The following is a 22,352-nucleotide window of genomic DNA, read 5'->3' as shown; positions in this document are numbered from 1 at the left end:
CATTTGACAGTTCTGAATAATATTACACATTGCATTCCGCTACTTAGGCAGCTCAATAACTTCGAGCTGACTGATATTTCCTTCTGATAAATCGAACCGCACCAGGGTTTTGACTTTATGCCATCCCTGTATACCGCAGGCTCCCGGATTGATATGCACCAGCTGCATAGCGGGGTCGGGCATTACTTTTAGTATATGAGAATGCCCGCAAATAAATAATTTGGGTGTATGCTCTTTCAACAGATCTTTGACCCCGGGCGCATATTTGCCCGGATATCCGCCAATATGTGTCATAAAAACTTTCACCTGTTCCACTTCAAAGGGCAGATGCAGCGGATAGCGGACACGTAAATCAGCGCCATCAATATTCCCATATACCGCACGGAAGGGCTTAAAAGCCTCCAGTTTATCCGCCAGTTCCACGTTACCAATGTCTCCGGCGTGCCAGATCTCGTCAACTTTTTCGAAATATCTGTATACGTCCGGATGGAGATAACTGTGCGTATCTGACATCAATCCTATCTTCTTCATGCGTCAAAATTGGGCCAAAAGTAAAATAACATTTAGTATTTTACTGAGAATATATATACCTATTTTTATGCAAACCGATATTACCGGCAGGTTGCTCATCTGCTGTCCTGACCGGCCCGGTATAGTTGCCGGGGTGTCACAGTTCCTTTTTACCTGCGGTGCAAACATCCTCGATGCAAGCCAGCACAGCACCGATCCGAAGGAAGGCCTCTTCTTTATGCGTATGGTTTTTCATCTGGAAAATACCCTCGTTACCATGGAAGAACTGGAAAAACAATTCCAGGACAAAGTAGCCGCTCCCCTGAAAATGGAATGGCGTATAGATTACACTTCTCACCGTAAGAAAATGGCAATTATGGTGTCCCGCTACGACCATTGCCTCATGGAATTGCTATGGCGCTGGCGCAGCGGGGAATTACCCGTAGACATCCCACTGGTCATCTCCAACCATGAAGACCTGAGAAAATTGACAGAGGATTTCGGTATTCCCTTCCATTATCTGCCCGTAGATGCCGGTAATAAGGCCATAAGGGAAAAGGAAGCCATTCAGCTGATACAGGACGCAAAAGCCGATTTTACCGTGCTTGCGCGTTATATGCAGATACTTTCTCCTTCATTCGTCAGCACATTCCCCGGAAAGATCATCAATATCCATCATTCCTTCCTCCCTGCTTTTGCTGGCGCCAATCCCTATAAGAATGCCTATACACGCGGCGTGAAGCTGATCGGTGCCACAGCGCATTATGTCACCGACGATCTGGATGAAGGGCCGATCATTGATCAGGATGTAGCGCGTGTGAGTCACCGCCATGCCGTCAATGACCTCGTGATGCTGGGACGTGATATTGAAAGACAAGTACTGACAAGGGCTGTAGTGGCCCACGTGGAAGACAGGGTGATTGTACACGGTAACAAGACGATCGTATTCTAAAATTAAAAAAGCCGCTATATTAGTAAGGGTGCCGTTATTCAAGTCTGAATAACGGCACCCTTACTAATATAATTTCAATCAATCAGAGAACTCAATGCTTAATTCTCTTCTACTTCCGCACATAACGACCAAAGGTCCTTCCTGCCATCGCATATGACTCCGTAATACGTGCACCGGTGTCAAAGTCCATTCCGAAGGCAATTCTGCCGGGTGCTTTATCCACAGATACCTTTGCTACCACTTTACTTTTATCAGCCGTTTCAACGATCCAGATCTCTCCGTTGATATAAGAGTTTTTGCGCATCACCCCTACATTGAAGCCGGGTTCAATAAAAGTGGTCTTAAAGATCAGGGTATACTTCGCAGCAGGAAAATTACCTGCTTTGATACCATTGGAACCTTCAGTGAACATTTCATTAAATCTGGGAGCAAAACGGGACTCTCTGTCCGCTTTCCACGCAGTAGCCCATGTATCTCCCTTCCCAGCTTCTTTTTTGTTGTAATCGTCTTTTTTCTTCTGGATATAATCATCCTCATTATCGAACTCGCCCACTTTTACATTGTCATAAGTGAATTCGGTGTTAACCTCAGTCTGTTCTTTTAATACGGTGACATCGCCTTCCTGTACTTTAATTTTCTGGGCATCTGCCAACAGTGTGGAACATAACATGACCGCCGCTATCGCAGCTGTTTTGGGGATCAATTTCATGGCAATTTTGTTTTAATGTTCCAAATATAAAAAAGCCATGTAAGAAAAGACAATCCCCCGGAAAGAATTGCGGGAAATACGCAGCACTTTACGGGGGAAAACGACAAGATATTGCAGACAGCAATTATATGTTACTATTAGTGGTAATGCAGATTGCTGATCATTTCAAATAAGAAGGCAGCGCCCAGTTTTGCAGTACGGTTATCCACATCAAGAGAAGGGTTCAGTTCTGCGATATCAATACCTGCCAGTTTACCACTCTGAAGAATATTACGATAACATTCCAGAAACAAACCATCAGGTCTGATACCATTATAGGCAGTGGCACTCACCCCGGGGGCAAAAGCAGCCGAAAAAACGTCCAGATCTATTGTCAGGTATACATGGTCCACATCTCTCAGAAACTGACCGATAGCGGCATGTAAAAGCGCTTTATCCTGCAGATGAAAAGCGTCTGCATCCACATACTGTGCATCAAGGTCACCTGCGATACGAAACAGCTGCTGTGTATTACTGTTTGCCTGAATACCCAGTGCCAGATAATGAAATGGTACGCCTTCCAGATTACAGTCCTGTGCCAGTTGCCAGAAACCTGTACCGGAAGTACTTCCCTCCTCTCCTTTCATACGCAGATCAAAATGCGCATCGAAATTCAGCAGCCCTAATTTCTCTCCACGTTTACGCAGACGCAGGTGTTCATAAATACCATGTGCATGTCCATAAGTGATCTCATGGCCACCACCCAGTAATACCGGCAGATAACCGGCCTTGCGTATAGTCAGTACAGTATCTGATAATGTCTGTTGTGCTTCTTCCAGCAGCTGATTCTTACATATCACATCTCCTACATCTGCCAGTACCAGCTCACTGTCAAAATGAACAGGAAAATTGCTGGCTGCCTTTCTCAGTGCCGCCGGACCTTCAGCTGCGCCTACACGGCCCTTATTACGGCGTACACCCTCATCGCTTGCAAATCCAAGAAATGCAATACCCTGCTGATGCGCCTTTAATGATGGCAATGATCCTGTCAACAGGTTCACTGGTGTGATACGCTGGTGCCAACGCAGTAATTCTTCGTCTGTACCATCTATCCGTCCTGTCCATGCTACAGGCTGTCTGTAAAATTCTGGATTCATCATAGAATACAAAGTTACTAATTCCTTCCATGATCCATATTTTTTACTATATTGCGCAAACGATTGCATAAAGACCTGTAGCGACTGAACAGCCTATAACCTGTAGTAAAGACCTATGTAGTAACCATATCAATATCCACAGTATGTAACCATTACAATATCAACATAGTTTTTATTTTTTATCACCCTCAAAACAACTATCCAAATGAAAAAGAACGGATCTACCCATTCTTTCCGGCTGGCTGCATTATTACTATGCCTGCTGGGTTTCAGTTCACAAACACACGCACAGACGCCCGTTCAGAAAAACGGTCAGTTGCAGGTGATCGGCACCAAATTATGTAATCAGTATGGTAACCCGATCCAGCTCAGAGGCATGAGCACACACGGTATCCAATGGTATGGCTGGGGAAGCTGTCTGACAGCCGCTTCACTCGACGCGCTGGCATACGATTGGGGTGCTGACATCCTGCGTATTTCACTCTATGTACAGGAGGGTGGTTATGAAACCGATCCTACCGGCTTTACCAATCAGGTGAATCGCCTGATAGAAGAAGCTACCACACGTGGTATGTATGCACTCGTTGACTGGCATCAGCTCACTCCCGGCGATCCTAACTACAACCTGGCAAGGGCAAAGACCTTTTTCTCTGCTATCGCCAACACACACAAGAACAAAAACAACATCATCTACGACATCTGTAATGAACCTAACTCAGGCGCTACCTGGGCAAAGATCAAAACCTATGCTGATCAGATGATCCCATTCATACGCGCCATTGACAATGACGCTGTCATACTGGTCGGTACACACGGATGGTCTACGATGGGACTCTCCGGTGATGGTTCCCTGCAGGACATTTTCAACAATCCACTGACGCAGGGCAACGTGATGTACACCTTCCATTTCTATGCAAAAGATCACCGCACCGCTTATCTTAATCAGCTGAACACTGCTTCTGACAGACTCCCTGTTTTCGTGACAGAATTCGGTACACAGGAAGCCAGCGGAGACGGTGCCAATGACTTCACTATGGCGCAACAATACATCGATCTGATGGCGCGTAAGAAGATCAGCTGGACCAACTGGAACTACTCTGATGACTTCCGTTCGGGCGCTGTATGGATAACAGGTACCTGCTCCAACGGTCCGTGGACAACCGCCAGACTCAAACCTGCCGGTGCATGGATCCGTGAACGTATCCTGAATCCTGCGGATGATTTCCCGGGTGGTAATGTATGTGTACCTGTTTCTGCCAGTGCAAACGATGGTAACATACCGGCCAATGTACAGGACAATGATTATAATACCCGCTGGTCAGCAGAAGGTGATGGTCAATGGATACAATTCTGTCTGGACAATACCACTACTGTAAGCGGTGTCAATATTGCCTTCTACAGCGGTACAGTAAGACGTACTTTCTTCGACATCCTGACCAGCACAGATGGCAGCAACTGGACATCTGCAGCCAGTGGACTGCAAAGCAGCGGTACGTCCAATGCCCTCGAATCTTTCACATTCACACCACGCAGCGCAAAACATGTGCGGATCGTGGGTCATGGTAACAGCGCAAGTGCATGGAATAGTCTGACGGAAGTACGTATCATCACCTCTTCATCCACACAGCAATCCACACTTGCACCTTTACAGGATGCCTATGTAAGAAACGGCGACTACGCAGCTATTACACATGGTACTACTGATGCGTCAGTACTGGCGTCTAAAGTGAATGCCACTGCTACCGCAGGTTACGACAGACAAAGCTTCCTGCGTTTTGACCTTAGTGGTGTTAATAATATTTCTTCTGCCGTATTGAAAGTATATGGTAAAATCGAAGATACCCGTGTTACTAATCTGCCGATAGGTGTATACGCTGTAGCCAACACCAGCTGGACAGAATCTGCTATTACATGGAACAACAAACCGGCAACCGGTACAACAGCACTTCAGACAGCAGTTGTAACAGATTCTGTGGGCAGATACTATTCATGGGATATCACCAATTATGTGCAGACAGAAAAAGCAGCAGGACGTAATGGTATCTCATTGGCTTTATTAAGCAGCACCGGTGCAGATCCACGTGTCATCTGGAGATCTAAGGAAGCAGGGCTGACAGCACCTCAGCTGGTCATCTCATCTACCACAACTGCCGCTAAACTGGCAGCTAGTACACCAGAAAAAGCACCTGTAAAACTGGCTACCTCACTGACCAGTTATCCAAACCCGTTTGACGATAACAGTACAGTAAGTTTCTTCCTTGAAAAACCGGCAGATGTATTACTCGCAGTATATGACATCAATGGTAAACAGGTAGCCATACTGAAACGCGGTCGTCTGGATGCAGGTCAATACAATACCAGTCTTGCAGCCAGTCATCTGCCAAAAGGTATCTATACACTGAAGCTTACTTATGGAGAAAAAGCGATTACAAGAAAGGTAGTTAAGCAATAGGATTCATTAAGAATTGATGATAAGTGCCCTTCTATTATCTTAATTTACTTTCTTAATAAAAAACGAAATCGCCTGATCTGATTTTAGATCAGGCGATTTCATTTATTGTCAGCTGTAACAAACAGCTAATTCGTAATTCTATTGACCACCTCTCCTTCTTTCCAGACTTTGATCGGTTTCATCTTACCCTGATAGTATAAAATATCCCGGTAGTCTGCAGTCGGATATGCCTGCATATCTGCAATAAAACCAGCCGCCAGTTGCCCTACATTATTTAATTGCAAAGCTTTGGCCGCGCGGCTTGTCATTGCTGCGAATACTTCTGCTGCGGACAGTTTTTCTGCTGCACTTAATACAGCTGCCTGCATCAACAGATCTCCCATTGGAGCAGAACCCGGATTCCAGTCACTCGCAATAGCCAGTGAAGCGCCCGCATTCAGCAAACGTCTTGCAGGTGCATAATGCATGCCCAATCCTAAAGAAGCTCCGGGTAATACTACTGCTACAATATCTGCGGCAGCCAGTAAGGCAATCGCAGCATCATCACTTGCTTCCAGATGATCAGCAGACAAGGCGCCGGCAGCAACAGCGACAGCAGCACCGCCGGTTGAAAACTGGTCAGCATGTACCGTAGCTGCAAAACCCATTTCAGCAGCTTGCTGCAGGAAATGTTTTGATGCAGTTGTTGAAAACGCAGTTTCTTCTATGAAGATATCCACACGTTGCGCCAGTTGTTCTGATTGAATGATGGGCAGCAGGGAGTGTAATACCCATTCAAGGTAGGCTTCTTCTGTACCTTCGAAATCTTTCGGCCGCATATGTGCTGCCAGACAGGTAGGAACGAGTGTCGCTTTGGTATGACCTGCAGCAGATTGAATCGCACGCAGCATATTAAGTTCACCATCCATATTCAGTCCGTAGCCACTTTTCACTTCAATGGTTGTTACGCCCTCGTGCAGGTGTCTGTTGGCACGTGCGGCTGTATTCATCACCAATGTCTCATGATCTGCCATTCTTGTTTTGGTAACGGAATCCCATATACCACCACCTGCACGTGCAATATCGAGGTATGATTTTCCGGCTATACGCATGGCATAATCACGGTTGCGGGTACCATCAAAACAGATATGTGTATGGCAGTCAATGAAACCCGGCATCAATACAGCAGGGACAGTAATATGGGTTACATCACAGTCAGGATATTGATGCTGCAATGCTTTGAAATCGCCTGTTGCGATGATCTTGCCACTATCGATGACAACACCACCATGTGCTATAATGGTCAGTTGTTCATCCTGCAAAGCGCCTTTTAAAGGTAATGCAGTCAGCGGTAATATCTGTGAAAAAGGGCCTATCAGTTCCATAGATCAGATATTGAATTTTCTGGCAGTTGCTTTTGCTTCTTCATAACCTGCATCCGCATGACGGAAGATGCCCAATGCAGGATCATTGAATAATACTCTTTTCAGACAGGCTTCTGCACGTTCAGAACCATCCGCCAGCACAACCATGCCTGCGTGTTGTGAATAACCCATCCCTACACCACCACCATGATGGAAAGATACCCAGGTAGCACCGCCACCAGTATTGGCCATCAGGTTTAACAGGGTCCAGTCAGATACTGCGTCTGATCCGTCTTTCATCGCTTCTGTTTCTCTGTTGGGAGATGCGACAGAACCACAATCGAGGTGATCACGACCGATGACTATAGGTGCTTTCACCTTACCTGTTCTGACCAGTTCATTAAAAATAAGACCGGCTTTTTCTCTTTCACCCAGTCCCAGCCAGCAGATACGCGCCGGTAATCCCTGAAAGGCTACTTGTGCCTGCGCCTTTTTCAACCAGTTGATCAGGGCTGTATTCTCCGGAAAAGCTTCCATCAATGCCTTGTCGGTTGTATAAATATCTTCAGGATCGCCGGATAAGGCTACCCATCTGAAAGGGCCTTTTCCTTCGCAGAATAAAGGACGGATATAAGCAGGTGTAAATCCCGGGAAGTTAAATGCATCCGGTTCTCCGCCTTCACGTGCAAACTCGCGGAGGTTATTACCATAGTCAAAGGTAATTGCGCCTTTTTCCTGTAAAGCCAGCATAAAAGCGACGTGACGCGCCATGCTCTTCAAAGAGCGGACTTTATAATCTGCCGGATCCTTTTTACGTAATGCAGCAGCTTCTTCCAGAGAAAGACCATTCGGCACATATCCATTGATAGGATCATGTGCGGAGGTCTGATCTGTCAGTATATCAGGAATAATATTGTCTTTCAGTAAACGTTCCAGCATATCTCCCGCGTCACTTACCAGACCGATAGACAATGCTTCACCTTTGGCCTTAGCGTCCATAGCCCATGCAATTGCCTCTTCATAGGAGTGTGTAATACGATCGATATAACGGGTAGCGAGGCGTTTGCGGATACGTGATTCATCCACATCTGCGCCGAGGAATACGGCGCCTGCCATGGTTGCTGCCAGTGGCTGAGCACCACCCATACCGCCGATACCGGCAGTAACGAGTAGTTTTCCTTTCAGATCGCCATTGAAATGTTGACGACCACAGGCTACAAAGGTCTCATAGGTACCCTGCAGGATACCTTGTGTGCCGATATAGATCCAGCTGCCTGCTGTCATCTGACCGTACATCATGAGTCCTTTTGCACGCAGTTCATTGAAATGCTCCCATGTAGCCCATTTCGGCACCAGATTACTATTGGCCAGCATGACGCGGGGCGCCTGCGGGTGGGTACGTACGACACCTACCGGTTTACCTGATTGTACGAGTAAAGAATGATCTTCATCCAGTTCCAGCAGTATTTCGATGATTTTCTGCAATGCTTCTTTGTTACGGGCAGCCTGTCCGATACCACCATATACCACCAGTTCATCAGGATTCTCCGCTACTTCCGCATCCAGGTTATTCAACAGCATACGTAAAGGCGCTTCTGTCTGCCAGGATCGGGCATGCAGCTGATTGCCACGAGGTGCTTTATAATGCGGGTGTGCCGCATACGTCTTAATAAAGTCCGAACTGTTCATGATAAATACCGTTTAGAGAAAGGTGATTGTCAAGTGCGGCATTGTTTGCCACGTTCACTAAAGATTGATTGGTGATCAGCTGATGCAGCTGTTTGATATCATAAGCAAAGATCCTGTCTTTGGCTGCGAATGGAACGGTTTCGCGTACAAAGGAATGTACGGCTTCCAGAATAGGACCTGATTGTAAAGGTCGTCTGAAATCAACCGCCTGCGCAGCATACAGTAGTTCTACTGCCAGTATATATTCAAGATTGTCAATAACCTGATGCAGTTTACGACCACTGATGGAGCCCATGGATACATGATCTTCCTGTCCGAGAGAAGTAGGCACACTGTCAGCGCTGGCCGGGAAACAAAGGGTCTTATTCTCAGTTACCAGAGCAGCCGTTGTGTATTGCGGTATCATAAAACCGGAATTAAGTCCGGCGTCTTCGATCAGGAGTTTAGGCAATCCATAGCGGCCTTCAATCATCATATAACAACGACGATCGGAGATATTCCCCAGTTCAGCTGCGGCTACGGTTGCATAGTCCAGTGGCATTGCCAGCGGCTGACCATGGAAGTTGCCTCCGCTGATGGTATCTTCTGCGCTGAAGATGATCGGATTGTCTGTCACTGCGTTCAGCTCAATCACAGTTAGTTCCCGCAGGTGATGCCATGCTGTCCGGGAAGCGCCATGTACCTGTGGCATACAACGCAGGGAGTAAGGATCCTGTACACGGCCACAATCAACGTGGGCGGCCATGATACCGGAGTTTTCCAGCATCGTCTTTAATCTGTGTGCTACCAGCTGATTGCCCGGGAAGGGTCTGATCGCATGTAAGCGCGGATCGAAAGGACGGGCAGTACCCATGAGTCCTTCGAGCGAGAGCGCACCGATAATATCAGCGGCCTCCAGCGCATTGTGCATACGTTGCAGGGCTGTCACTGCAAAGGAAAGAATGAACTGTGTACCGTTAATAAGCGCCAATCCTTCTTTTGGACCTAATATTACCGGTTCCAGTTTTTCTGCCTGTAAAACAGCAGCTGATGGCTGGCGTTGTCCTTTGTAGTATACTTCTCCCAGACCGATAAGCGGCAGAAAGAGATGCGATAAAGGTGCGAGGTCGCCGGAGGCGCCAACAGAACCTTTTTCGGGTACTACCGGTGTTACGGAGTGTTCGATATGCCAGATGATGCGTTCAAGCGTAGCCAGTGCTACCCCTGAATATCCCTGAGCCAGTGCCTGTACTTTGGTGACCAGCATAACGCGGGCTACCAGTTCGGGGATAGGGTTGCCTACCCCTACGCTATGGCTTTGGAGAATATTGTATTGCAGGGCGCGGGTATCTTCTTCGGATATTTTGGTATCACAAAGCGGCCCGAAGCCTGTATTGATACCATATACGGTGCTGTGAGCGGCGACAATAGTCTGCACGTGGGCGGCACTGGCTTTGATGCGTTCAGTCACTTCCGGTACCAATATACCGGAGAGCTTTCCTGCCGCAATATCCAGCGCCTTTGCCACGGTGAGCTGATCAATACCGTACTTGAATTGGTGTATCATTGTTGATTGGATTGAGTCGTGATCAGTTTTTCATAGACGCCTGTATCCTTTCGGACAGGGACGTACCCTGTACAGCGCTTTCCACCTGTCTGATGGCTTCCAGCAGCTGTTTGCTTTGTTTGTTCTCTTCTGTCAGTTCCTGCATGGCCGTAGTAATGGCTTCCCATATGGGCTGTACCTGTTGTAACAGTTCTTCTCCTTTGGGCGTAAGCATCACCAGCTGCCGGCGTCCATCATCAGGACAGGGAGCGGTGTTAACGAGTCCTTTCTTTTTCAGGTTGGTTATCAGCTGACTGATAGCCGAGTGAGAGACTTCCAGCTGTCCGGCAATGTCAATCAGCGGGATGTTCTGCTGACGGGAAAGGATATAGAAAAGCGGGAACCAGCTGGCGTCAAAGGCAATACCAGCTTGTTCATAGACCTTATTCACCTCCATGAGGAAGTATTCACTCAGCCGTCTGAGGCGGCTGCCAAAAACCAGATATCCCAGTGAAGCGTAGAAACTCATCGTAAAATTATATAAGTGCTTATATATTTTGATACAATAATAAGGAATTTCTCAATTCCTTATTTATTTCTTCGGGAAAGGCGATGGGGCCTTATTCCCGGCTATTTCTTTCTTACATCGAACCATACAGGCGATGAATCAGTCACATCACCGTTATAGTTGATACAGAGTTCCTCTCCCTTTTTAATCTCTCTGCGGGTGATGATACTCATGGTTTCTTCTTCGAAGTCCATTTCGTACACACAGTTTGGATCGTAAGAGTGGTTGTAGATGGAACAGAGACCAAGCGCAATGCAGGAACGGGTTTCACGAACACCCCATAAGAAGATGTAATTGTGCAGTTTCGTTTTATCGACAATCTCGGTATCGTCATAGGACAAAACAAGTACAGGCGAGGTTTCTATACGGGTGCCAGCTGGTATTCTTTCTTTTGTAAACACTCCGCGGCCCTTGCCTTTTGTCTTATCGACGTATAAATATGGCTTGATCATAATATAATGTAAGGAAGCGTAAAATAAAGGTAAAGCAGGAAGTTATCAAAATCATGTGTAAAATTTTTAGGTTTGCGAAAATGTATACACTAATAATATGATTGATTACAACCCAAAAGCCTGGTTCACTTTTATCTTCCGCTTCCACAAGGCAGACACTGTCCGGAAGCTGTTTCCTATGTTTATAGCCCTGTCTGCCTATTCTGCACTGATCGCATTTCTGGAACTGGAACTACTGCATCTGTCCCCCAACAGTGACCTGAAACAGATCACGCTCATTCATTCGTTGCTGGGTTTTGTCATCTCCCTTTTGCTTGTATTCCGCACTAATACGGCCTATGACCGCTGGTGGGAAGGACGTAAGCTGTGGGGAGCTCTGGTAAACAACAGCCGTAACCTGGCGCTTAAACTGAACGCCATGCTGCCGGCTTCGAATACTGCTTCCCGTGAGTTCTTCAGGGTAATGATCCCTAATTACGCTTTTGGTCTGAAGAACCATCTGCGTAACCTGTATCAACCCGAAGAGTTTCAGCAGTCAGACAGCATGCAATTAAAGCAGGATAAACATGTACCTAATCAGATAGCCGCACAGATCATGGCGCATGTACACGAACTGTACCGTCAGGGACAGATCAGCGGGGAGCAGTTGCTCAGCCTCAACCCTGAGCTGCTTTCCTTTACGGATATCTGCGGCGCCTGTGAGCGGATCAGGAATACCCCTATTCCTTTTTCCTACAGTGTCTTCATTAAAAAGTTTATCTTTTTCTTTGTAATGACTCTGCCTCTGGGCTACGTATTTACCCTGCACTATCTTATTATACCTGTGGTGGTATTCATTTTCTACGTACTGGCCAGCCTTGAGCTGATCGCTGAAGAGATAGAAGACCCCTTTGGATTTGACGCGAATGACCTGCCTACAGACACGATTTCTGCCAATATCCGCAAACATGTAGGAGAGATATTGTAATCTGGACCTCAACTTTCTTTAATTTCGCCTCACTGACAGCATTTGGAATATGGAAAATGAAGTATTACTGGAAAAATTTGAGACGCTGGTCGCTGAGCAGAACTTACCGGAACTGAAAGTGTACCTGGATGACCAGCTTATCACAGACATCGCCGAGCTCATTCACGAGCTGCCGGAGCATGCTGACGTGATCATGAATCAGTTGTCCATAGGCCGTGCTGCTGCAGCTTTCAGGATCCTGGAGTTTCATATACAGGAAGAGGTGATCCGGGAGCTGCCCGCTGCGAAAGTCGCTGAGCTGCTGAATGAGCTGCCGGCGGATGACCGTACTGCCTTCCTCGGAGAGTTACATAGTGACGTGGTAAAAGAGCTGATCAAGCTACTTGACCCGGAAGAACGCAAGATCACCCTTAGTCTGCTGGGCTATCCGGAAACCAGCGTAGGGCGTATCATGACGCCGGAGTACATAGCCGTTCGTGAAGAATGGACGGTCAAACAGGTACTGCGCTATATCAGGGAGTACGGTAAAGACAGTGAGACCATTGACGTGATCTATGTAGTAGACGAAAAGGGCAAACTGATAGATGACTTCCGGATCAGGGAGTTCCTGTTGGTAGCGCCTGATACTGTCGTACATACTCTGATGGATGATCGCTTCGTAGCTCTGCATGTCAGTGATGATCAGGAAGAGGCCATTCAGGTATTCCGCATGGAAAACCGGGTGGCGCTGCCGGTAGTAGATGATGCAGGTATTCTGCTGGGTATCATCACCATTGATGACATCCTCTGGATTGCTAACGAAGAACATACAGAAGATATCCAGCGTATCGGTGGTACTGAGGCACTGGATGAGCCCTATCTGGATATTCCCCTGCTTAAGCTGGTGAAAAAAAGGATCGGCTGGCTGGTTGTACTCTTTATCGGTGAAATGCTGACGGCGACCGCTATGGGCTTCTTTGAAGACGAAATAGCCAAAGCCGTGGTACTGGCACTCTTTGTACCGCTCATTATATCCAGTGGTGGTAATAGTGGTTCTCAGGCATCGACCCTGATCATTCAGGCGATGGCGCTGGGTGAGATCAGTATTGCAGACTGGTGGAATGTGATGCGCAGGGAGATTATCTCCGGACTGTTACTGGGTGGTGTGTTAGGCTTAATCGGCTTTATCCGCATCCTGCTGTGGAATACCTTCTTTCATACTTATGGTGATCATACCATATTGATTGGTTTAACGGTAGGAATATCGTTGATAGGAGTCGTCTTGTGGGGAACGCTTTCCGGCTCTATGCTGCCATTGCTCCTGAAAAAGCTGGGTGCTGATCCGGCTACATCGTCTGCCCCTTTTGTGGCTACGCTGGTGGACGTTACCGGTTTACTGATCTATTTTTCAGTAGCTTATACCCTGCTGAAAGGGGTTATGCTCTGATGATCATTCCGGACAGGTACGCATCAAGTCCACCTCATGTCCATAACAGCTTCAGGTACAATGTGTTCCAAGGGCTGCCTATCGTCCGGCCAAACACATAACATCCACTATAGCAATAAGTTATTAAATCGTCATAACGTTACCAGACCGGAATAGCAAGGAGTATTGACAGCTCCTTCCTGTTCCGGTTTCTTATTTCAATAGTTCAGTCTTTTGCAACGTACACTATCCTTATACTTTCTGACGATAAACAGACTGCTGTAATCTTTGCCTGCAACAGAATCGATCTTAGGCTTCGCCTTCAGGGAGTGCATGATGGGTACCAATGCGCGGTTATTCCCCACCACCAGCAGTTTCTTTCCCCAATCCTTCTCACGGGTAATTTCATATAACAGCCCCTCTCCGGAGGAATCAGCTACATAGGAGACGGTATCAAGGCTCAGATACTGAAACATGGAATCTGCCATGTCCATACTGCCGGGATAACGGGTAAAATAAATCTTCTGGATACCTGAGTCCTGCAACAGCCGGTAAAGCGCTCCTGCCTGCTCATGCCCTGCTTCTACCAGTGTAGAATCTACTCCGGTCTGCTCAGCATGACGCACCAGATAGAAGGTGCCGGTAAGAAAGGTGCTGTCTTCCGCAACCGGAATGGCTTGTTTTTCAGGTGGCGCCTGTTCACATGCCAGGCAGCTTAGTAATAGTAGTATTACATATCTCATAGGACCTCATGTTCGGTTAAGGGGGACAAATTACGAATTTTCCACGCAGGCATACAATTTGATGATGGTGAGTGGCTCAAAATGTATAAGTAATAGTACCTAAAGAATATTTTAACGACTAACAGCGTGAGGCTCATTTTGTTATTCTGGGCCATAATTCGCAATCTTTTATACGTTTTTCACATTTTTTATACAACTTGCACGCTTTATCCATGTAAACTGAAAAACATTTTATGTGCGGAATAGTCGCTTACATAGGCCAACGGGAAGCCTACCCCATCGTATTAAAAGGACTGAAAAGATTAGAATACCGCGGATATGACAGTGCTGGTGTAGCACTATTAAATGGAGAACTGAAAGTCTATAAGAAGAAAGGAAAAGTAGCAGAACTGGAAGACTTTCTCAGCGGTAAAGACACACACAGTCACATAGCCATAGGACACACAAGATGGGCTACGCATGGCGAGCCCAGTGATCGTAACTCTCACCCTCATACATCCGGCAATGGCAAATTGGCTATGATACATAATGGTATCATAGAAAACTATGCACAGCTCAAACAGGAGTTACTGAAGAAAGGCCATGTCTTTAAAAGCGATACAGATACTGAAGTACTGATCCATTTCATAGAAGAGATACAGACAAGCAATCAATGCGGTCTGGAAGAAGCACTGCGTATTGCTCTGAAAAGAGTTGTAGGTGCTTATGTGATCGTGCTCGTTGATCAGGATAATCCGGATACACTTATTGCTGCCCGTAAGGGAAGTCCGCTGGTGATCGGTGTTGGTAAAGGAGAACATTTCCTTGCTTCTGACGCCTCTCCTATCGTGGAGTACACCAAGGAAGTCGTGTATGTGAACGATTACGAAATTGCCATTATAAAATCAGATGAACTGATCCTGAAGAATATCTCCAATGAACGTCAGACGCCTTATATCCAGAAGCTGGATATCGAACTGGCTGCCATTGAGAAAAGCGGATATGATCATTTCATGCTGAAAGAAATATTCGAACAGCCGCAGACAATCTTCGACAGCTTACGTGGCCGTCTTGATGCGAAACGTGGTACACTGACACTGGGTGGTATCCGCGAACACGCGTCCCTGCTCAGTAAAGCCAAACGTATCATTATTGTTGCCTGTGGTACCTCATGGCATGCCGGACTGGTAGCCGAATACATGATCGAAGAGTTATGCCGCATTCCTGTGGAAGTAGAATATGCTTCCGAATTCCGCTATCGCAATCCGGTGGTAGGTGAAGGAGATGTGATCATTGCTGTTTCGCAATCAGGTGAAACCGCAGATACGCTTGTCGCTATTGAAAGTGCCAAACAAAAGGGCGCGATCATACTCGGCGTTTGTAACGTGGTAGGTTCTTCTATCGCGCGTATCTCTGATGCCGGCGCGTATACACATGCCGGTCCTGAAATCGGCGTTGCCAGCACCAAGGCATTCACCGCACAACTGGCCGTACTGTGTATGATAGGACTGAAAGTCGCACAGGAAAAAGGCAGCATCACCCAACAACGCTTACAGCACCTGATCGATGAACTGGACGCTATTCCTGATAAAGTAGCAACCGTTCTTAAACTGAATGACCAGATCAGACAGGTAGCAGATAAATATAAAGATGCACGCGACTTCCTCTACCTCGGACGTGGTTATAATTTCCCGGTAGCACTGGAAGGTGCGTTAAAGCTGAAAGAAATATCTTACATACATGCAGAAGGTTATCCTGCTGCTGAAATGAAACACGGGCCTATCGCACTGGTGGATGAAAACCTGCCTGTTGTTTTTGTTGCTACACGAGACAGCTATTACGAGAAAGTAGTATCTAATATTCAGGAAATAAAGGCGCGTAAAGGGAAAGTGATCGCGGTCGTAACTGAAGGTGATCAGACCATCCGTGGTCTGGCTGATGATATCATCGAGGTACCTGCTGCTGACGAACTGGTGGCGCCTATTGTATCCGTTATTCCCATGCAGCTGCTTGCATATCACATCGGTGTACTGAAAGGATTTGATGTGGATAAACCGAGAAATCTGGCAAAATCAGTAACCGTAGAATAATAAAACCTCAATTCTTTTTTGATGAATGTAATACAGAAGAAGCCACTCACCGAGTTAGGCTACAATTTTGTAGCGGCTCCTTATTTGCCGGAGGGCAAAGACGAGTATTACCTGCGGAACAGGCAACTGGGCAAACAACAAACCAATTACCGTAAACTCACTGCGCTTGAGATTGAAATACTGGTGCGTAATGACAATACTTCTGATGATTGGAATAATATTTTTGTTGCCAACGAATTTAATCCGCAACTCGTAAAACACTGCCACTTCTTTGGTGTGGTACGTATCGGGAAACTGGAACCTTATTACCTCGAATTTCACAACCTTAGACTACCTGTCGGCCTGTATAACAGCACGATCTCCTCCTGCGATTTCGGCGATAATGCTGTCATTCATAATGTCAACTATCTCTCTCATTATATTATCGGCAATGAAGTGATCATCTGTAATGTCAACGAAATGACAACAACTGATCACGCTAAATTCGGTAACGGTATCGTGAAAGAAGGCGAGTCAGAATCACTACGTATCTGGCTGGAACTCTGCAATGAGAATGGCGGCAGAAGCGTCATGCCTTTTGATGGCATGTTACCCGGTGATGCATGGCTCTGGACGCGTAATCGTGATGATGCTGCCCTGCAACAACAATTCAAGACATTCACAGAAAAACAGTTTGATAAAAAACGCGGCTACTATGGTATGGTAGGCGACCGTAGTGTGATAAAGAACTGTAAGATCATCAAAGATGTTACAATCGGTACCGACGCTTATCTGAAAGGTGCGAACAAGATCAAGAATGTAACGATCAATAGTTCAGCGGAAGCAACCAGTCAGATCGGAGAAGGCTGTGAACTGGTAAACGGTATTGTGGGTTATGGCTGCCGCGTGTTCTATGGCGTGAAAGCAGTGCGTTTTGTAATGGCCTCTCATTCGCAGCTGAAATATGGCGCGCGTCTGATCAACTCCTATCTGGGTAACAATGCTACGATCTCCTGTTGTGAAGTATTGAATTCATTGATCTTTCCGGCGCATGAACAACACCATAACAACTCCTTCCTGTGCGCAGCACTGATCATGGGACAGAGTAATATGGCAGCTGGTGCTACGATCGGATCCAATCACAATTCACGCGGCGCAGACGGAGAAGTCATAGCAGGAAGAGGTTTCTGGCCGGGACTCTGTGTCAGCCTCAAACACAACTCGCGCTTTGCCAGCTTTATGCTGATCGCCAAAGGCACCTACATGTATGAAATGGATGTGCCTTTCCCATTCAGTCTGGTACTGAATGACGAACAGCACAATACCCTCAGGATCATGACAGGCTATTGGTTCATGCATAACATGTACGCACTGGCCCGTAACTCGTGGAAATATATTGACCGCGACAAACGTACAGATAAAACACAACTGATAGAATACGATTATCTCGCGCCGGATAGTGTGGAAGAAATGATCCATTCAATGGCACTGATGGAGATTGCTACCGGTCAGGCATGGTACCTGAAACATGAGCATGATGCAGGCGCCCTGTCTGTTCATGATTTTCAGGAGAAAGGAAAAGATCTGTTGTTACATGATCCTGAAGAAGCAGGCAGACTACAGATCTATGCTTCCAATGTAGAGAACAGTTCGCGGAAAGTGCAATTGCTGAAAGTACACCGGTCATATCCACTCTTCAAAGAACTGATCAACCTCTACGCCGTAAGAAATATTTTCAGCTATATATCACAGGATGAAACGCATACTTTCACTACACTGCGTGGTATTGTTGAAACAGCAGAACGCGGTCCATGGCACAATGTAGGCGGACAACTGATGAAGGAAGAAACGCTGACAGATCTGAAAAATCAGATCCGTACAGGTGCCATCAACAGCTGGTCTGTATTACATGAAAATTACAAAACCATCGGTGCGCACTATGCAATGGATAAATTGCAACATGCGATTGCATCCCTGTTACATGTAGAAGAAAAGAAGGCAAGGGATTTCACACCTGCTTTCCTGAAAGATTGCCTGTTGCAATCTCTGCATATGCAGACCTACCTGACAGAAAGTATCTATCATTCCCGTGCAAAAGATTATCAGAATCCATTCCGTCAGATGACTTATGAAAATGAGGCAGAGATGGAAGCGGTGATCGGTAAACTGGATGATAATAATTTTATTCAGCAGACGCTGGCAGATCTGGCGGCATACAAACAGCAGGTCAGCAGAGTGATAGAGCAGTGGAAACTGTAGTATCAGTCAGTGATCAGTATCTCGCTGAAGTCCTGATTCTTCAGAAATTTTTTATCGGTTAACGTATTCAGAAACATATACAGCTGACGCTGTTCTTTCGGATTCAGGGGAATACCGTTCTTCACAAGAGGATCAATGGTATTCCCTTTTTCCTGCCCGTGATCGTACATATCAAACACCTGAAAGATATCAAAGAAACGGCCGTCATGCATATAGGGAGAACTGACCAGTACATTGCGCAGCGAAGGCACTTTAAACTTCAGATAATCGGCGGTGTTATTGGTGATACGCATACGCCCTACGTCGTTCATGGAAGGCAGATAGGGCAGTCCGTTATTCCGCAGACTATAATCAGTAAATAAAGGCGGTTTATGACAGCCGGCACATTTCTGCATGAACGTCCGATATCCTCCCTGCTCTTCTGCTGTAAATGTCACACCCGGCTCCCGGCGCATCACACTGTCATATTTAGACTCAAAAGAAAGCATGGTTGCTATGAATTGAGACAGGGCCTTGAACATACGTTCGCTGGTAACCTCCTCCGAACCATAGGCAGCCTTAAAAAGCTGTTTATAGGTCTGATTTCCCTGTAAACGATCAATTAACGCCTTAAGATCCATTCCCATCTCATTCTCGTCTGTAATAGGCGTTAAAGGCTGAATATCGAGATGATTGACGCCACCATCCCACATAAAATCCTTTTGCCAGATCAGGTTGAACAAGGTAGGGACAGAGCGGTTACCCGTTCTTCCCAATACCCCATGACTGAGGGCATGGTCGTAGTGACCAAAACCTGCAAACTGCTGATGGCAGAAACCACAGGAGATAGAACTATCTACGGAGAGTTTGGGATCATAGAAGAGGTGCCGGCCCAGCGCGAACCCTTCTTTGGTGAGTGGATTGTTTTTGAAATTGTAGACTGGCGGAGGCAGGCTGTCCGGTATTTTCAGCTGGTAGTATTCCACTACCGGCGAGTGAGCCGTCAACGTATCACGGTCTCCTCCCATGAGCCAGTACCACAGGCAGAAGGCACAAAGCAGATATATCACTTTCCGGATCATGCGCCTTTACTGATTTACTATTTTCTTAACGGAAAACATATGCTGATAATTATCCGCGATCCTGTCCGCCGCTGTACCCGGGGTCATAAATCCGGCTAACTGTCTGAAACTGACTTTATAAGCACCGTCAAACCAGCTGGCAGCATCTGCTACCAACGACAACTGAGGCGTCTTTCCTGCACGTATTACCAAAGGTTCGGGCAGTGTCAGGGTCACCATGCGCTGTGTGACATGCGGTGCCCGGTAGCCACCTATGTGAAACTGGATCATATGATTGGGCAGGCGGGAGGAAGGAGAATTACCTTCGAGTTTGGCCATGATATAGCCACTATTCCATGTCCAGAACATACCGTACATCGGATCAAGCGCGCCGGATTGTGGTCCGCTGAAATTCAAAACACTATCCACGCCTATCATAAAAGTCAGCTGTGTATAACGCCCTTCCGGACACTGCTGCAGCAGTATTTGTCTGGATCTGGTACTATCTTCGCTGACAAGAAAATAAGCCTTTTGTGCAGCCACTGTCTTTCCGGTTGCATCGGAGAAAGAGAAATTACTCAGGTAATATCTGAAGAGCGTGATATTGAAGGTATCTCCTGCGGCATTGTTGTAGGTAGCCGTTTTGAGTTGCATTGGCAGCCCTCCTACTACATGGCTGATATCCAGCTGCACCTGTTGTGCGGCTGTGCCCGTACAGGTAAACAGGAATATCAGAGATAACAGGCGCTTCATAATACCGAAAGTAAGTGATTTTTTTTATTACCTTGTTGAAAGACCTATTAATAAACAGCTCATGACACAGGACATACTCCAGCAATACCCTGACCACTATCAGTACATTGTTGACGCAACGAACGCATCTGGATTTACGATGGCTTCTGACCCACTGACATGCTCCCTGCTCCGCAGCCTTGCGGCAGCTAAACCCTATGGCAGTTTTCTTGAATTAGGTACAGGTACCGGACTGTCTACCTCATGGATACTGGATGGTATGGATAAAGAAAGTACACTGATATCAGTTGATAATGCGCAGGAATACCTGGATATTGCGATCCGCTTTCTGAATGATGACAGCAGAATCAAACTTGTCAACGCTGACGGAGGAGAATGGCTAAAAGAGAACAGACGCCGGAAATTTGACTTCATCTTTGCAGATACCTGGCATGGAAAATACCTGATGCTGGAGGAAACGCTGGCCATGCTGAATAAGGGTGGCCTCTATATCATCGACGATATGCTGCCACAGCCTAACTGGCCGGAAGGGCATCAGGAGAAAGCGACACAGCTGATAAAAGACCTTGAGGCAAGAGAAGATCTGGTGCTGACAAAACAGGTATGGGCGTCGGGAATTATAATTGGTGTTAAGAAATAAATCTATACATTTGCAATGTCTACAAAATAAGTAGACTTATAAAAACCGCCAACCAATCCTCCCCTTCTGGTAAAAAACCTATGTATTTCACCACCCAATACAAGCGTGTTTGCCGGGACAGGAATTGTTATACAAACCCAGGCTATTAACTGGCAAAACGAAATCATGAAATACAAACAGTTACTATCAGTTGCGCTGCTGCTTGCAGGCATGAGTGCTGGTGCACAGACAACCCAAAAACTGGATCTGCAGGGTGAGACACCAGTTATTGCAGGAACGGTCTATTTACAGCGCTTTGACAATAAAACATTCAATACCATAGATTCTGCTAAAATCAAAAATGGTAAATTCTCATTCCGTACCAGTCTGAAGTTGCCCGAACTCTATGGTTTAAGTCTGGATACTACCGGACCAAATTTATATGTGTTTCTGGACCAGCGCAAAGTGAAGGTCAAACTTGATTCGGCTGCCTATTACAGTCATTCTGAAGTATCCGGCTCTGCCCTGCAGGACCAGTTCAATGCGTTTAAAAAACTGGAAGACGTTAATATCAGTGAGTATATCAAAGACCATTCAACATCATTGGTATCTGCGTATCTGTTATACAGAAACTATGCTTACCGGCTGACTCCCGATGAAATAGAACAGAATATACAGTTGCTGGACACATCGCTGCATCATACGCCGTACGTGAAGACGTTGCAGGCGTATAAAGAAGTGCTCAGGACCGTGGCTATCGGGAAAAAAGCACCTGACTTCACCGCCAACGATCCGGAAGGTAAACCGGTAAAACTATCTGATGATCATCACAAATATGTACTGATTGACTTCTGGGCATCATGGTGTGGACCATGCCGCAGGGAGAATCCAAATGTGGTAGCTGCTTTTCAGCAGTACAAGGATAAAGGCTTCGCGGTATTTGGTGTGTCACTGGATGAAAGTAAAGAGAAGTGGATAAAGGCGATAGAAAAAGATCAGTTGCATTGGACACAGGTTTCTGATCTGAAGTATTGGAAGAGTGAAATTGCAAAGACATATGGCGTGAGGGCTATACCAGCTAATTTCCTTATAGATGAAAATGGAATTATTGTAGCAAAAAATCTGCGCGGCGAGGAATTATTACAAAAGCTCAATGAGTTGCTGAACAAGTAATAAAATCAA

19 protein-coding genes are annotated in these 22,352 nt (G+C 46.3%); 8 read left to right on the top strand and 11 right to left on the bottom strand.

All coding sequences use genetic code 11. From position 1 onward, the window contains the following. Positions 1 to 39 precede the first annotated feature (39 nt). The gene (locus FEF09_RS08805) at positions 40 to 531 is read right to left on the bottom strand and encodes a metallophosphoesterase family protein (RefSeq protein ID WP_146304759.1); all 492 of its coding nucleotides are present in this window, start codon (positions 529 to 531) and stop codon (positions 40 to 42) included. A 67-nt stretch (positions 532 to 598) separates the two neighbouring features. Between FEF09_RS08805 and purU the strand changes: the two genes are divergently transcribed. Beyond that, entirely contained in the window at positions 599 to 1,462 is an 864-nt protein-coding gene (purU, locus tag FEF09_RS08800; RefSeq protein WP_146304758.1) for a formyltetrahydrofolate deformylase, read from the top strand. A gap of 109 nt (positions 1,463 to 1,571) precedes the next feature. On the opposite strand, the gene FEF09_RS08795 is transcribed toward purU, so the two are convergent. Further along, complete coding sequence (locus tag FEF09_RS08795) at positions 1,572 to 2,171, bottom strand: hypothetical protein (RefSeq protein ID WP_146304757.1); 600 nt, start codon at positions 2,169 to 2,171, stop codon at positions 1,572 to 1,574. A 137-nt stretch (positions 2,172 to 2,308) separates the two neighbouring features. Continuing rightward, positions 2,309 to 3,310, bottom strand: a complete 1,002-nt coding sequence (gene hutG / locus FEF09_RS08790) for a formimidoylglutamase (protein WP_146304756.1) — start codon at positions 3,308 to 3,310, stop codon at positions 2,309 to 2,311. A gap of 202 nt (positions 3,311 to 3,512) precedes the next feature. Here hutG and FEF09_RS08785 point away from each other — a divergent pair, with 202 nt between their 5' ends. Then, positions 3,513 to 5,759, top strand: a complete 2,247-nt coding sequence (locus FEF09_RS08785; protein ID WP_146304755.1) for a cellulase family glycosylhydrolase — start codon at positions 3,513 to 3,515, stop codon at positions 5,757 to 5,759. A 125-nt stretch (positions 5,760 to 5,884) separates the two neighbouring features. Here FEF09_RS08785 and hutI read toward each other — a convergent pair whose 3' ends face one another. The 5 genes from hutI to FEF09_RS08760 form a co-directional block, all read right to left on the bottom strand. Continuing rightward, positions 5,885 to 7,123, bottom strand: coding sequence for an imidazolonepropionase (gene hutI / locus FEF09_RS08780; protein WP_146304754.1), 1,239 nt, complete (start codon positions 7,121 to 7,123; stop codon positions 5,885 to 5,887). 3 nt (positions 7,124 to 7,126) lie between these two features. Beyond that, positions 7,127 to 8,791, bottom strand: coding sequence for a urocanate hydratase (gene hutU / locus FEF09_RS08775; RefSeq protein WP_146304753.1), 1,665 nt, complete (start codon positions 8,789 to 8,791; stop codon positions 7,127 to 7,129). Further along, on the bottom strand, positions 8,769 to 10,337 hold the full coding sequence (gene hutH / locus FEF09_RS08770) for a histidine ammonia-lyase (RefSeq protein ID WP_146304752.1): 1,569 nt from the start codon (positions 10,335 to 10,337) through the stop codon (positions 8,769 to 8,771). Before hutH ends, hutU begins: the two co-directional genes overlap by 23 nt. A gap of 22 nt (positions 10,338 to 10,359) precedes the next feature. Further along, positions 10,360 to 10,845, bottom strand: a complete 486-nt coding sequence (locus FEF09_RS08765) for a MarR family winged helix-turn-helix transcriptional regulator (RefSeq protein WP_146304751.1) — start codon at positions 10,843 to 10,845, stop codon at positions 10,360 to 10,362. A gap of 101 nt (positions 10,846 to 10,946) precedes the next feature. Next, positions 10,947 to 11,336 (bottom strand): SET domain-containing protein, encoded by a 390-nt coding sequence (locus tag FEF09_RS08760; RefSeq protein ID WP_089808724.1) that lies wholly within the window; start codon positions 11,334 to 11,336, stop codon positions 10,947 to 10,949. Positions 11,337 to 11,433: 97 nt separating this feature from the next. Between FEF09_RS08760 and FEF09_RS08755 the strand changes: the two genes are divergently transcribed. Further along, entirely contained in the window at positions 11,434 to 12,303 is an 870-nt protein-coding gene (locus FEF09_RS08755; RefSeq protein ID WP_146304750.1) for a bestrophin family protein, read from the top strand. 49 nt (positions 12,304 to 12,352) lie between these two features. Beyond that, on the top strand, positions 12,353 to 13,729 hold the full coding sequence (mgtE, locus tag FEF09_RS08750) for a magnesium transporter (RefSeq protein WP_146304749.1): 1,377 nt from the start codon (positions 12,353 to 12,355) through the stop codon (positions 13,727 to 13,729). Positions 13,730 to 13,926: 197 nt separating this feature from the next. On the opposite strand, the gene FEF09_RS08745 is transcribed toward mgtE, so the two are convergent. Beyond that, positions 13,927 to 14,451: a hypothetical protein gene (locus tag FEF09_RS08745; RefSeq protein ID WP_146304748.1), complete on the bottom strand. Its 525-nt coding sequence runs from the start codon at positions 14,449 to 14,451 to the stop codon at positions 13,927 to 13,929. Between the two features lie 233 nt (positions 14,452 to 14,684). Here FEF09_RS08745 and glmS point away from each other — a divergent pair, with 233 nt between their 5' ends. Together glmS and FEF09_RS08735 are read left to right on the top strand one after the other, a co-directional pair. Beyond that, entirely contained in the window at positions 14,685 to 16,520 is a 1,836-nt protein-coding gene (gene glmS, locus FEF09_RS08740) for a glutamine--fructose-6-phosphate transaminase (isomerizing) (protein ID WP_146304747.1), read from the top strand. A gap of 21 nt (positions 16,521 to 16,541) precedes the next feature. Next, the gene (locus tag FEF09_RS08735; RefSeq protein ID WP_146304746.1) at positions 16,542 to 18,758 is read left to right on the top strand and encodes a DUF4954 family protein; all 2,217 of its coding nucleotides are present in this window, start codon (positions 16,542 to 16,544) and stop codon (positions 18,756 to 18,758) included. Positions 18,759 to 18,760: 2 nt separating this feature from the next. Here the strand turns inward: FEF09_RS08735 and FEF09_RS08730 are convergent, their stop codons facing one another. Further along, positions 18,761 to 19,819 carry a cytochrome-c peroxidase gene (locus FEF09_RS08730; RefSeq protein WP_146304745.1) on the bottom strand — a complete coding sequence of 353 codons (1,059 nt, stop codon included), beginning with the start codon at positions 19,817 to 19,819 and terminating at the stop codon, positions 18,761 to 18,763. A 6-nt stretch (positions 19,820 to 19,825) separates the two neighbouring features. Further along, positions 19,826 to 20,551 carry an MbnP family protein gene (locus FEF09_RS08725; protein WP_146304744.1) on the bottom strand — a complete coding sequence of 242 codons (726 nt, stop codon included), beginning with the start codon at positions 20,549 to 20,551 and terminating at the stop codon, positions 19,826 to 19,828. Between the two features lie 61 nt (positions 20,552 to 20,612). Here FEF09_RS08725 and FEF09_RS08720 point away from each other — a divergent pair, with 61 nt between their 5' ends. Then, the gene (locus tag FEF09_RS08720) at positions 20,613 to 21,191 is read left to right on the top strand and encodes an O-methyltransferase (protein ID WP_089808741.1); all 579 of its coding nucleotides are present in this window, start codon (positions 20,613 to 20,615) and stop codon (positions 21,189 to 21,191) included. Between the two features lie 165 nt (positions 21,192 to 21,356). Beyond that, entirely contained in the window at positions 21,357 to 22,343 is a 987-nt protein-coding gene (locus FEF09_RS08715; protein ID WP_146304743.1) for a TlpA disulfide reductase family protein, read from the top strand. Positions 22,344 to 22,352 lie beyond the last annotated feature (9 nt).

Source organism: Chitinophaga pinensis, from assembly GCF_007896845.1.
Lineage (GTDB): Bacteria > Bacteroidota > Bacteroidia > Chitinophagales > Chitinophagaceae > Chitinophaga > Chitinophaga pinensis_C.
Note: the sequence above shows the minus strand (reverse complement) of the source record. Positions and strands in the feature narration are given on the sequence as shown.